Raw genomic sequence first — 13140 nt, forward strand, 5'->3', positions numbered from 1 at the left:
GAGAACATTGACCGGGCCGGACCTTTCCGGCCGCGCCGCGAGGATACAATTTGATGCTAGGGTTTGACGATATCGCACAATGGCGCGCGCGGATCTTCTCGCGCCTGTTGTCGATAGTGCTCGTCCTGGGCACCATCGCGGCCATCCCCAGCGCGTTCGTCGTGCTGCGCCAGGGCGTATGGACCGTGGCCGCGATGGACGGCGCCGCGCTGGGCTGGTTGTTCGTCCTGTGGCGCCTGAAGCGCCTGCCGTACACTTTCCGGGTGCTGAACTTCCTCGCCATCATCTACATGGTGGCCATCTGCCTGATGCTGAAGGTGGGACCGGTCAGCCAGAACTACCTGATGGCGCCGCCCGTGATGGCGGCGATCCTGCTCGGTACCGCACCCGCGCTGGCGGCACTCGCGGCCAGCGCCGTCATCCTCGTCATCGGTATCGGGCACTTCCAGGCCTCGGTCGTCGACATGGGGCATGACCCATTGGTCGTGTCGCTCCTCGTTGCGCTGAACTTCACGTGCGTGGGCGCGCTGCTGACGCTCACGTGCAGCACCTTGCTCAAGGGGTTATCGCGTTCGCTGGACGAGGTGCGCGGCTTCGCCAAATCGCTGGAGAGCGGGAAGGATGCGCTGCAGGCGGTGAACGCCGAACTGCGCCTGACGTCGGCCGCGCTGGCGCGCCTGAACGACATGGTGCTGATCGCGCGCGCCGTCGACACGCCGGACCGCGACCAGCCCATCATCTTCAGCAACGAAGCGTTCCAGCGCCGCACCGGCTACAGCGACGCCGACATCGTCGGCCGCAGCATGCGCGTGCTGCACGGGCCGGGCACGGATCCGGCCGTCGTCGAACGCATCGTGGAGTCCATGCGCACCGGCCAGCCCGCGACGGCGGAACTGGTCAACTACACCAAGTCCGGCGACCCCTATTGGGTCGAGATGGAACTCATGCCGTTCACGGACGACGCGGGCCGGATCAGCCACTGGGTCGTTGTCGGCCGCGACATCACGGAGCGTCGCCATTCGGCCGACGCGATCCACCGCCTCGCGTACTACGACGTCCTCACGGGCCTGCCCAACCGACGCCTGATGACGGAGCGGCTGGACGCCATGGTGGCAACGGCCAACGCGGGCCGCGGGCTCGGCGCCGTGCTGTACATCGACCTGGACAACTTCAAGCACGTGAACGACGCGCGCGGCCATGCGACCGGCGACGCGCTGCTCAAGCACACGGCGAAGAGCCTGGGCCAGGTCGTGCGCAAGGGCGACACGGTGGCGCGCCTGGGCGGCGACGAGTTCGTCGTGCTGCTCGACGGCCTCGGCACCGATCCCGCCGGCGCCACGGCCGCGGCGCTGTCGGTGTCTGACAAGATCCGCGTCGCGCTGGCCGACGACGTCGTCATCGACGACCAGAATTACCATTCGACGGCCAGCATCGGCGTCGCGCTGCCGACGCGCCCCGGCCAGTCCGTGGCCGACCTGCTGCGCGATGCGGACCTCGCCATGTACCACGCCAAGGCGGCCGGCCGCAACGGCGTGGCCGTGTTCGAGACGCCGATGCTGGCCGCGGCCGAACGCCAGCTGACGCTGGGCCGTGACCTCTCCGCGGCGCTCGACAAGGGCGAACTGTCCATGCACCTGCAGCTGCAGGTCGACCATGCGGGCCAGCCGGTGGGCGCCGAGATGCTGATGCGCTGGCGCCGCGCCGACGGCAAGTTCGTCCCGCCCGACGTGTTCATCCCCGTGGCGGAAACGACCGGGATGATCGTCCCCCTCGGCCTGTGGGTGCTGCGCCAGGCCTGCGAGGCGCGCCTGGCGCTGGAGGCGGCCGGGCATCCGCTGCAGTTGTCGATCAACGTCAGCCCGCGCCAGTTCCGCCAGCCCGAATTCGTCGCCCAGGTGCGCGCCGCGTTCGAGGACTCGGGCGTGACGCCGCACGCATTCGTGTTCGAGGTGACGGAAGGGCTGCTCGTCGAAGACTTCGACGTCATCACGGCCAAGATGCGCGAACTGGCCGCGCTGGGCATCCGCTTCTCGATCGACGATTTCGGCACCGGCTATTCGAGCCTGGGCTACCTGAAGAAGATGCCGCTGTACGAACTGAAGATCGACAAGAGCTTCATGCGCGACACGCCGCACGACGCCAACGGCACGGCGATCGTGCAGACCATCCTCGCGATGGCCGACCACCTGGGCCTGCGCGTCGTCGCGGAAGGCATCGAGACGGAGGCACAGGCGCGCTTCCTCGGCGAGAACGGGCGCCCGTGCATGCAGGGCTACCTGTATTGCCGGCCGTTGCCGCTGCCCGACCTGGTCGCGCGCCTGGAGTGCGGCTTCGCATGACGCCGGCCCACCCGGCGCCCGTGACGGCCGTCACCCGAGCGCAGCACGCCAGCGGGCCCGGTAGGCCGCCAGTCCGGCGGGCGCGCAGGGCGCGATCGCGGTGCTGGTCCCGGGTGGCGCCGCATCGCGATAACGCAGCATCCACCCGCCGCACGTGGTGCCGCTCGCATCGTCCGAATACGACACCGGCTGCTGCGGGCGCAGCGCCCCGAGCAGGGGGCCGAACCACGGGTTCGACGTAAAACTGCCTTCGACGGCGAGCGGGCCCGCGGCGCCCAGCGCGTCGAGGCAGTAATCCGTCATGAGCACGCAGTACAGCGTCGCGAGCGCATAGCGTTCCTGCGCGTCCGCGGGCGGCGGGCCCTCGATGCGGCCGCTGCGACCCGCGAACGGCCCGCCCGTCGCGGCGAAGCAGGGCAGCGCCAGCGTGCCTTGCGCGACGAGGCGTTCGATCGTATCGACGCCGCAGGGCGTGGGCGTGGCGCCCGCCAGCTCGCCGAATTCGCGCCCGCCCATGAAGCGCATGCACGCGACGGGCTGGCCCAGCGCATTCGTGTTCGCGAGCATGTCGGCCCGTTCGCGCAACCCGTCCAGCGCGGTGCCGAAGGCCGCGGCGATCATCCACGTGCCCGTCGACAGCACCGTGCCTTCGCTGCGGCCGAGGTAGCGCAGCAGCGACGCATTGCTGTCGTGGATGCCGCACAGGACCTGGCAGTCCGCGGGCAGCCACGTGGCGGCCGCGATCCCGGGCCGCAGCGTGCCCAGCGCCGCGTGCGCAGGCGCGAGCGGCGGCATCAGGTCCGTCCAGCCCATGCGGCCGACGAGGCTCGAATACGCCTGCGTGCGCGGGTTCCACAGGTCCGTGTGACAGCCCAGCGACGTCGCTTCCGACGCCGCCACGCCGCACAGGCGCCAGGCCCAGTACTGCGGATACGTGAGGATGTGCTTCGTGCGCCCGAACTCGCGCGGGAAGCGCGCCTGCAGCCACGCGAGCTGGCGGCCCAGGTTCAGGCCCGCCGGCAGGCGCGGGGACAGCGTCTCGTCGTAGGACGGACCGTCGTACTCGGCGCCCGGCAGCTCCGCCTCGTAGTCGAGCACGGGCAGCACGAGCCCCGCGTCGTCGACCAGCGCGGCGGTCGCGCCGTGCGTGACGGGCACGATGGCCGACACGCGCGCCCGCGCGGCAAACCCGCGGCACGTGGCGAGCAGCCAGTCCCACAGGCCGTCCGTGTCGAGGTGCGCATAGGGCCCATCCGCAAGCACCGCGTTCGGGCGACGCTGCTCCGAGATGACCTTGCCGCCGGCGTCGATCAGCGCCAGCTTGGCGTTCGTCTTGCCGATGTCGAGGACGATCAGGGCGTCCGTCATCATGCGCTCCGCGCGCGCCGCATGCGCAGGAGCTTCGGCAGCGCGATGGTCACGAGCAGCAACACGCCCACGACGATCGTCATGTAGATGCCGGGGATGTTGGCGAGCGACAGCCCGTACGTGACGGTGCCCATCGTGAGCACGGCCAGCATCACGCCGGCAATGGTGCCGGCGCCGCCCGCGATGCTGACGCCGCCCAGGATCACCATCGTGATCACTTCCAGCTCCCAGCCGGTGGCGATGTTCGGGCGCGTGCTGCCGATGCGGCCCGTGAGCAGGAAGGCGGCCAGGCCGGCCATCGCGCCCGTCAGCATGAACAGCGCGAGGCGGTAGCGGTCCACGGCGATGCCGGAAAAGCGCGCCGCTTCCGGGTTGTTGCCGATGGCGTAGATGCGGCGGCCCCAGCTCGTCGTGTGCAACAGCACGGCGAACAGCGCGGCGCACACGAGCAGCACGACGAACTCGCGCGGTACGATGCCGAAGAAGTAGCCCTGGCCCCAGTCGGCCATCAGCTGCGGATAGCCGGTGAACGCCTTGTCGCCCAGGACGACGCTGGCCAGGCCGCGGTACAGCGACACGGTGCCGATCGTGACGACGATCGACGGCAGTGCGAAGCGCGTCACGAGCACGCCGTTCAGGAAGCCGCACGCGGTGCCCGTGGCCAGCGCGACGAGCGGCAGGCTTTCGGCCGGAAAGCCGGCGCCTTTCGCCAGGCCCATCGCGACGGACGACAGCGCGAGGGTGCCGGCGACGGAGATGTCGATCTCGCGGCAGATGATCAACAAGGCCATCGGCAGTGCGATCAAGGCCTTCTCGCTGAAATTCTGCGTGCCGTCCAGCAGGTTGTACAGGTCCAGGAAGTGCGGCAGCGCGATGCTGTTCGCGACGAAGACCACGACGAACAGCATGGCCAGCAGGCTTTCCCAGCGTCCGAGGATCGTTTTCAGGCGCGGCGTTTCGCGGTCGAGGATCGTGTAGCGCGAGGACGATTTGGGTTCGGGGGGCATGGTGGTGGTCGGGTTCACGCGGCACTCCGTTTGGGTTGGGCGTCCGTGCCGTGCAGCGGCAGGATCTGGCGGCTGCGGCGGCCGGCGCCGCGGGCGTTGATCAGGACGGCGACGAGGATCACGAGGCCGGTGAGGGCGCTTTGCCAGAACGGCGACACCTGCAGCACGGGCAGCGCGTTGCTGATCACGGTGAGGAACAAGGCGCCGAGCGTCGCGCCGAGCACCGTGCCGACGCCGCCGCCGATGGAGACGCCGCCGATCACGCACGCGGCGATCACGGTGAATTCGAAGCCGTAGGCGATTTCCGTGTAGGCGACGGCATAGCGCGCCACCCACAGGTAGCCGCACAGGCCGGCGACGGCACCGGACAGCGCATACGTCCCGAGCAGGCGCTGGTGGCTCGGGATGCCGATGTAGCCCGCGCATTGCGGCGCGTTGCCGATGGCGTACAGGTCGCGGCCAAAGCGGGTGCTGCGTGCGATCCAGGCCATGAGCGCGAGCGTGGCGGCCGCGATCCACACGAGGTTCGGGAGGCCCAGCAGGCGGTCGAGCGGGAACGCGATGAAGTGAGGCGGCATCTGGTGCGCCGACACCCACGCGCCGCCGGACAGCACGAACACGGCGCCGCGGTAGACGCTCATCGTGCCCAGCGTGACGACGATGGGCGGCAGTTCCAGGAAGCCGATCAGCCAGCCGTTGACGAGACCGAGCGCCAGGCCGACGGCGACGGCCGCCAGCATGATCAGCGCCAGCGGCAAGCCGGGATAATGGGCACCCAGCATCGCGGCGACCATGCCGGACAGCGCCAGGTTCGAGGCGACGGACAGGTCGACGCCGCGCGTGACGATGACGAGCATCTGCGTGAGCGCCAGCATCACGAGCAGCGTGCTGTCCGTGACGAGGTTGGCGAGCGAGTCGGCCGACAGGAAGACCGGCGCGCGCAGGCCGACGGCCACGACGAGCAGCACGACCATCGCCGCCAGCAGCGGTTCGCGTTGTTTCAGGATGTTCATGCGGCCTCCATGGTCAGGCCGGATGCCGCGGCGACGACCGATTCAGGCGTCGCATCAAGGCGCAGGAATTCGCGCTGCACGCGGCCGTGATGCATGACGACGATGCGGTCCGCCATGCCCAGCACTTCCGGCAGTTCGGACGACACGAGGATCACGGACAGCCCGCGCGCCACGAGCTGGCTGATGAAGCGGTGCACGGCCGCTTTCGAGCCGATGTCGATGCCCTTGGTCGGCTCGTCGAGGATGATCACTTTCGGATCCGTCGCGAGCCATTTGCCGAGGACGACCTTTTGCTGGTTGCCGCCCGAGAGCTCGGCCACGTGCTGCGTCAGGTGGCTCGCCTTGAGTTCCAGCTGTTCCGCGAAGTGGCGCGCGATGGTCGCTTCCTGCTTGCCGCGGCCGCGCAGGAAGAAGCCGATGCGCGACAGGATCGGCAGGGTGATGTTGTGCTGGATCGGCATCGTCAGGTGCGCGCCATGGTGCTGGCGGTCTTCCGGCACGTAGGCGATGCCCAGCGCGATCGCTTCGCTGGGCGAACGCGCCATCACGGGCCGGCCGTCCAGCGTGACGCACCCGGAGACGCCGGGCGTCAGGCCGAACAGCGCCTGCATCACCTCGGAGCGGCCGGCGCCCACGAGGCCGTAGAAGCCGAGGATCTCGCCGCGGCGCAAGGTAAAACTGACGTCGTCGAATTCGGTGGGATGGGACAGGTTCTGCACGACGAGCAGCGGTTCGCCGATCTCGGCCTCCGCCTTCGGATACGCCTGGTGCACGGCGCGGCCGACCATCAGCGCGACGAGTTCCTGTTCCGTGATGTCGGCCAGGCGCCCCTCGGCGACGAACTGGCCGTCGCGCAGCACGGTGTAGCAGTCGGCCACTTCGAAGATCTCGTCGAACTTGTGCGAGATGAAGATGACGGCGGTGCCGGCCGCTTTCAGTTGGTCGATGATGCGGTACAGCTCCCGGATCTCGCGCTGCGACAGCGCGGCCGTCGGTTCGTCCATGATGACGACGCGGGCATCCTGGGCGAGGGCACGCGCGATCTCGACGAAGTGGCGCTGCGCGACCGACAGGTCTTTTACGCGCGCCTTCACGGGCAGAGCGACTTCCAGGCGGGCGAACAAGGCTTCCGCCTCGCGCTCGATCTGCGCCCAGTCGATACGCCCCGCCCGTACGGGCTGGCGGCCGACGTAGATGTTCTCGGCGACGGAGAGTTCGTCGAACATGACGGTCTCCTGGTGCACGGCGGTGATCCCGGCGGCCATCGCTTCCTGCGGGCTTGCGAAGCAAACGGGCTTGCCGTCGAGCGACAGGGTGCCGGCGTCCGGACGATAGATGCCCGTGAGCGTCTTCACGAGCGTGGACTTGCCGGCGCCGTTCTCGCCGATCAGGGCCATGCATTCGCCGGCGCGGATCGTGATGTTCACGCCGTTCAGGGCATGGATGCCGTTGAAGCGCTTGCTGATGCCGGTCAGTTGGAGGACCGGGGGTGTTTGGGTGGCTGGCATGATTAATAGTCGGCATGTGTGCCGTCATTCCCGCGGACGCGCGAATCCATGCTGAGCCGAATTCGGTCGCTCAGTATGGGTTCCCGCCTGCGCGGGAACGACGGGCTGGTGGTCAGAACAGCTTCGCGAACTTGTCGACGTTATCCGCGTTATAGGTGAACGGCGGCCCCAACGCAGCCTCGCGATTGGCATCCAAGGTCACGCTGCCCAGCCGTCCGACGGACACGCTGGCACCCGGCTTCGCCTCGACCTTGCCCTTCACGAACTGGTCGGCCGCGTAGGTGGCGGCGTAGCCCAGGTCGATCGGATTCCAGATCGCGAATTCCTTCACGGCGCCGCTCTTCACATGGCCCGCCATTTCGGACGGCAGGCCGAGGCCCGTCACGTAGACCTTGCCGACGAGGTGTTCGTCCGCCACGGCCTTGCTGGCCGCGACGATGCCGACGGTGGTCGGCGCGATGATCGCCTTCAGGTCGGGATGGCTGCGCAGCAGGCCGATCGCCTCGCGGTAGCTCTTGTCCGACTGGTCGTCGCCGTACACGGTGGCCACCAGCTTGATCTTCGAGTACTCGGGTTTTTCCAGCACCTTCTTCATCACGCCGATCCAGATGTTCTGGTTCGTCGCCTGCGCGGAAGCCGAGAGGATCGCGATCTCGCCCGCCCCCCCGATCTCGTCGGCCGCCATCTGGATCTGCTTCTCGCCGATCAGTTGCGCGTTCGACGGATTCAGTTGCATCTGCCGGCCTTCGGGCGCGAGGCCGCTGTCGAACGAGACGACCTTGATCCCGCGTTGCATCGCCTTCTTCGCGATCGGCACCAGCGCGTTCGGGTCGTTCGCCGAGATCACGATCGCGTCGACCTTCTGGCTGATCAGCGAGTTGATGATCTCGATCTGGCCTTCGGCGCTGGGCGTCGTCGGACCTGTATAGATCACTTCGACGTCGCCGAGCTGTTTCGCCGCTTCGTCGGCGCCCGTGTGGGCCGCGTCGAAGAAGCCGTTGCCGAGGTTCTTCACGACCATCGCGATGCGCGTCTTCTCCGGCTTCTTCTCGGCGCAGCCGGCGACACCGGCCAGGACGCCGACGGCCGCCAGCGCGAGCAGGGTGGTTTTAAGCTTCAATGTGCTGCCTCCAGTTGCGCGTCCAGCCGCGGGTCGAGCGGCGCGTCCAAGTGGAACAGCGCGGCGGATTGCAGGTCGAACTGCGGATTAAAAAAAGGCGCCCCGACGTTCGGCGCCACTTCGTCCGGTTCGACGGTGACGACCTTGACGCCGTACTGCTCGAGCGTCTGTACGGCCTTGTCGGAGGCGCCGGTGTCCGTGATGACGGTCGATACGCGATCGAGGCCGCACAGGATCAGGCCCGCCTTGCGCGCGAACTTGGAGCTGTCGGCCAGCACGATCAGTTCCTCCGCCTGGCTGATCAAACGCTTCTCCGCCTGGATCAGCAGCGGGTCCGCTTCCATCAGGCCGAGCAGCGACAGGCCGTAGACGCTCATGAACATCTTGCCGGCGTAGTGGTGCTGGGTGATGTCGTTGTCGAACGGCGAGAGGATCACGTTCTGCTCGCGGTAGACCTTCCCGCCGGGGACGATGATCTCGTTCTCGCTCGAGACGAGCAGGCGCTCGGCCATCAGGAACGAATTGGTCAGGATCTTGAGGTGTTTGTCGGCCAGGAACTCGGCCATCATGAACGTCGTCGTGCCGCCGTTGATGATGATCGTTTCGCCGTCGGTGCACATGCCGGCCGCGTGGCGGGCGATGGCCCGTTTGCGGGCGGCGTAGCACTGGATGTTGTTCTGGAACGTTTCGCTCGACAGCGGGAACTGGCGCTTCTTGGGAAGCAGGTTCTCGGCGCCGCCGCGGGTGCGGGTGAGCAGGTTGCGGGCTGCGAGCCAGCTGATGTCGCGCCGGACCGTCGCCGGTGACGCGTTGAGCCATTCGACGAGCTGCTGGACCGTCGCCGTCTGGTGCTCGGCGAGCAGTTTCAGCAAACGCTTGCGGCGTTTGTGATTCACCATGTGTCTCCTCCTATGCCGTTTATGTAGTTGTGCGGCGGGAACAGCGTCGTACCGTGGGTCGCGCCGTCTGGGAAAAAGAGTAATGAGGAGTTGAAAGCCCGTCAATCGTTAAATGATCAAACGATTGATTATTTGGCCGCCGCGGCGCGCTCAAATGCGCGTTTCGATCAACTAAATGATTAAATCGCTCTTGGTCACGATGTTGATCGATTCCGCGTTGACACTGATTGGGCCGCTGAATTCTACTGTGCCGGATGCCGCGACCGTGGTTCACGGCGCGGGCCAGACGACACACAACGCAAACACATGGAGACGTATTTATGGGTGCAATGAGCGCTACCTCCCACAAGGAACCGATCACGTCGCGCTGGGACGACCAGCACGCCGCCACGCTGAACGAGCCCGAGCTGCTGCTGTACCGTTCCAATCTGCTCGGTTCCGACCTGCGCATCACGAACTTCGGCGGCGGCAATACGTCGGCCAAGATCGTCATGACGGATCCGCTCACGGGCGGGCAGGTCGACGTGCTGTGGGTGAAGGGCTCCGGCGGCGACCTGGGTTCGATCAAGCTGGACGGCTTCTCGACCCTGTACATGGACAAGCTGCAAGCCTTGAAACAGCGCTACCGCGGCCTGGAACACGAGGACGAGATGGTCGGCTACCTGCCGCACTGCACGTTCGACCTGAACCCGCGCGCCGCGTCGATCGACACGCCGCTGCACGCCTACATCGACCGCCGCCACGTCGACCACATGCACCCGGACGCGGTGATCGCGATCGCCGCGTGCAGGAACAGCCGCGCGCTGACCGAGAAGATCTTCGAAGGCGAACTGGGATGGCTGCCGTGGCAGCGTCCCGGCTACGATCTCGGACTCAAGCTCGAGAAACTGTCGCAGGAGCAGCCGCAGCTGAAGGGCATCATCCTCGAAGGCCACGGCCTGTTCACGTGGGGCGATACCGCCAAGTCGTGCTACGAGACGACGCTCGCGATGATCAAGCGCGCCGAGGAGTGGCTGGCCGCGAACGTCAAGCAGCCCGTGTTCGGCGGCCCGGTCGCTCAAGCGCTGCCGGCCGATCAGCGTGCGGCGCTCGTCGCCCGCCTGATGCCGCTGCTGCGCGGGAAGATCAGCCAGCAGGAATTCAAGCTGGGCCACTTCGACGATTCCGACGCCGTGCTGGAATTCGTCTGCAGCGCCGACCTCGCGCCGCTGGCCGCGCTGGGCACGTCCTGCCCGGACCACTTCCTGCGCACCAAGATCCGCCCGCTGGTGCTGGACTTCGACCCGGCCGCGCCCGATTTTGATCGTCTGGTGTCCGGTCTCGATCAGGCCTTGAGCGATTACCGCGCCGATTACACCGCGTATTACGAGCGCTGCAAGCGCGACACGTCGCCGAAGATCCGCGACGCCAATCCGATCATCTACCTGATCCCGGGCGTGGGCATGCTGTCGTTCGCGAAGGACAAGGCGACGGCGCGCATCGCCGGCGAATTCTACGTCAATGCGATCAACGTGATGCGCGGCGCGAACGGTGTCGACGAGTACGTCGGCCTGCCGGAACAGGAAGCGTTCGACATCGAATACTGGCTGCTGGAAGAAGCGAAGCTGCAGCGCATGCCGAAGCCGAAGAGCCTCGCGGGCCGCATCGCCCTGGTGACCGGCGGCGCGGGCGGCATCGGCCAGGCCGTGGCGCGCCAGCTGCTGCAGGAAGGCGCCTGCGTCATGCTGACGGATATCGATGCCGATGCGCTGGCAGGCGCACGGGACAGCCTCGTCAAGGTCGCCGGCAAGGACAACGTCGCGACCGTGCAGGCCAACATCACGAGCGAGGAGGAGGTGGGCGGCATCCTGTCCGCCGCCGCGCTGCGCTTCGGCGGCGTCGACCTGCTCGTGTCGAACGCGGGCATCGCCTCCGCGGCGCCGCTGGACGAGACGTCGCTGGAGGTCTGGAAGCGCAACCAGGACATCCTCGTCACCGGCTACTTCCTCGTGTCGCGCAACGCATTCCAGATCATGAAGCAGCAGAAGCTGGGCGGCAGCATCGTCTTCGTGGGCAGCAAGAACGGCCTCGTCGCGTCGGCCGGCGCGTCGGCGTACTGCACGGCGAAGGCGGCCGAGATCCACCTGGCCCGCTGCATCGCGCTGGAAGGCGCGGAACACGGCATCCGCGTCAACGTCGTCAATCCGGACGCCGTCATCCGCGGCTCGCGCATCTGGGACGGCAAGTGGAAGGAAGAGCGCGCCGCGTCGAACAAGATCGACACGGACGACGTGGAAGAGTTCTACCGCAAGCGCAGCATGCTCAAGAAGAGCGTGTTCCCGGAAGATATCGCGGAAGCCGTGTACTTCTTCATCAGCGAGAAGTCGGGCAAGAGCACCGGCAACGTGCTGAACGTGGATGCCGGCAACGCCGCGGCATTCACGCGATAATATCAATTCAGAAGAACAGCGGCACCGCCGGGCGCGGTGCCGCGACGACAGGAGACAACATGACGACCCTCATCGATGCCGGTCTGGTGGCCGACCATAACGCGCAGCTGGCGACCCGGCTGGAAGCCGACTACGAGGCGCTCGGCGGCATGCTGGCCCGCCGCGGCCAGGATATCGAGGCATTGACGGCCCTCGCGCAGCGCTTCGCGGTCGCGGTCCCCAGCTGGGGCGTGGGCACGGGCGGCACCCGCTTCGCGCGCTTCGCGGGCCGCGGCGAGCCGCGCAACGTGTTCGAAAAGCTGGACGACTGCGCCGTCATCAACGAACTGACCCGCGCCACGCCGGCGGTCTCTCCGCACTTCCCATGGGACCGCCCGACGGATGCGAAGGAGCTGCGCCAGAAAGCGGACGACCTGGGCCTCGCCTTCGACGCCGTCAACTCGAATACCTTCCAGGACCAGCAGAACCAGGAACACACGTATAAATACGGCAGCCTGACGGCGAACAGCAGCGCCACGCGCGCGCAGGCCGTGAAGCACAACATCGAATGCATCGAACTCGGACGCGAACTCGGGTCGAAGGCGTTGACGGTATGGGTCGGCGACGGCGCCAACTTCCCCGGCCAGCACAACCTGCGCGGCGCGCTGGAGCGCTACCTGGACAGCATGCGCGAGATCTACGCGGCGCTGCCGGACGACTGGAACGTCTTCATCGAACATAAACTGTTCGAGCCGGCGTTCTACGCGACGACCATCGCCGATTGGGGCACGAGCTTCGCGTGCGCGACGGCGCTGGGTCCGAAGGCGAAATGCCTCGTCGACCTGGGCCACCACGCGCCGAACACGAACATCGAAATGATCGTCGCGCGTCTGGCGCAGTTCGGCAAGCTGGGCGGCTTCCACTTCAACGACAGTAAATACGGCGACGACGACCTGGACTCCGGCTCGATCAACCCGTTCCAGCTGTTCCTGGTCTTCAACGAGCTGGCCGATGCGGCGCTGCGCGAAGGCCCGGCGTTCAAGCCGGCCTACATGCTGGACCAGTCGCACAACGTGACCGACCCGGTGGAGAGCCTGATGAACAGCGCGGTGGAAGTCCAGCGCGCGTACGTACAGGCCGCGCTGGTCGACCGCGCGCAACTGGCGGAGCTGCAGGAATCGAACGACGTGCTGCTGTCGGCGCAGGCGCTGAAGCAGGCGTTCCGCACGGACGTGTCGCCCATCCTCGCGATGGCGCGCGTGCGCTCGGGCGGCGCGGCCGATCCGGTGGCGTGCTACCGGGCCAGCGGGTATCGGGACAAGGTCGCGAGCGCGCGGCCGGCGAAGGCGGGGGCGAGCAGCAGCGGGATCGTGTGAATGACCGTCGCCCCCGCGAAGGCGGGGGCCCAATTTTGCGCGTGTTCACGCGACACTTGGGTTCCCGCCTGCGCGGGAACGACGTTGGTTATTGATCAGTCG

At 67.3% G+C, this 13140-nt stretch carries 9 protein-coding genes; 3 read left to right on the forward strand and 6 right to left on the reverse strand.

The genetic code is table 11. The features are described from left to right. Positions 1-53 precede the first annotated feature (53 nt). Complete coding sequence (locus ASD28_RS06475; protein ID WP_056125512.1) at positions 54-2339, forward strand: bifunctional diguanylate cyclase/phosphodiesterase; 2286 nt, start codon at positions 54-56, stop codon at positions 2337-2339. Positions 2340-2369: 30 nt separating this feature from the next. Here ASD28_RS06475 and ASD28_RS06480 read toward each other — a convergent pair whose 3' ends face one another. The 6 genes from ASD28_RS06480 to ASD28_RS06505 all read right to left on the reverse strand — a co-directional run bounded on the left by ASD28_RS06480 (position 2370) and on the right by ASD28_RS06505 (position 9254). Next, the gene (locus tag ASD28_RS06480) at positions 2370-3710 is read right to left on the reverse strand and encodes an FGGY-family carbohydrate kinase (RefSeq protein WP_229412225.1); all 1341 of its coding nucleotides are present in this window, start codon (positions 3708-3710) and stop codon (positions 2370-2372) included. Continuing rightward, complete coding sequence (locus ASD28_RS06485) at positions 3707-4732, reverse strand: ABC transporter permease (RefSeq protein ID WP_229412226.1); 1026 nt, start codon at positions 4730-4732, stop codon at positions 3707-3709. The genes ASD28_RS06480 and ASD28_RS06485 overlap by 4 nt, the downstream gene beginning before the upstream one ends. Beyond that, entirely contained in the window at positions 4729-5727 is a 999-nt protein-coding gene (locus tag ASD28_RS06490) for an ABC transporter permease (protein ID WP_056125516.1), read from the reverse strand. Before ASD28_RS06490 ends, ASD28_RS06485 begins: the two co-directional genes overlap by 4 nt. Continuing rightward, entirely contained in the window at positions 5724-7235 is a 1512-nt protein-coding gene (locus ASD28_RS06495) for a sugar ABC transporter ATP-binding protein (RefSeq protein ID WP_056125518.1), read from the reverse strand. Before ASD28_RS06495 ends, ASD28_RS06490 begins: the two co-directional genes overlap by 4 nt. 112 nt (positions 7236-7347) lie before the next feature. Then, complete coding sequence (rhaS, locus tag ASD28_RS06500) at positions 7348-8355, reverse strand: rhamnose ABC transporter substrate-binding protein (protein ID WP_056125520.1); 1008 nt, start codon at positions 8353-8355, stop codon at positions 7348-7350. Then, entirely contained in the window at positions 8352-9254 is a 903-nt protein-coding gene (locus tag ASD28_RS06505; protein ID WP_056125522.1) for a DeoR/GlpR family DNA-binding transcription regulator, read from the reverse strand. Before ASD28_RS06505 ends, rhaS begins: the two co-directional genes overlap by 4 nt. Before the next feature lie 320 nt (positions 9255-9574). Here ASD28_RS06505 and ASD28_RS06510 point away from each other — a divergent pair, with 320 nt between their 5' ends. Continuing rightward, positions 9575-11683 (forward strand): bifunctional rhamnulose-1-phosphate aldolase/short-chain dehydrogenase, encoded by a 2109-nt coding sequence (locus ASD28_RS06510; protein WP_056125525.1) that lies wholly within the window; start codon positions 9575-9577, stop codon positions 11681-11683. Positions 11684-11742: 59 nt separating this feature from the next. Then, positions 11743-13038, forward strand: a complete 1296-nt coding sequence (gene rhaI, locus ASD28_RS06515; protein WP_056125527.1) for an L-rhamnose catabolism isomerase — start codon at positions 11743-11745, stop codon at positions 13036-13038. Positions 13039-13140 lie beyond the last annotated feature (102 nt).

The sequence above is a fragment of the Massilia sp. Root133 genome, assembly GCF_001426525.1.
GTDB lineage: Bacteria > Pseudomonadota > Gammaproteobacteria > Burkholderiales > Burkholderiaceae_D > Telluria > Telluria orientalis.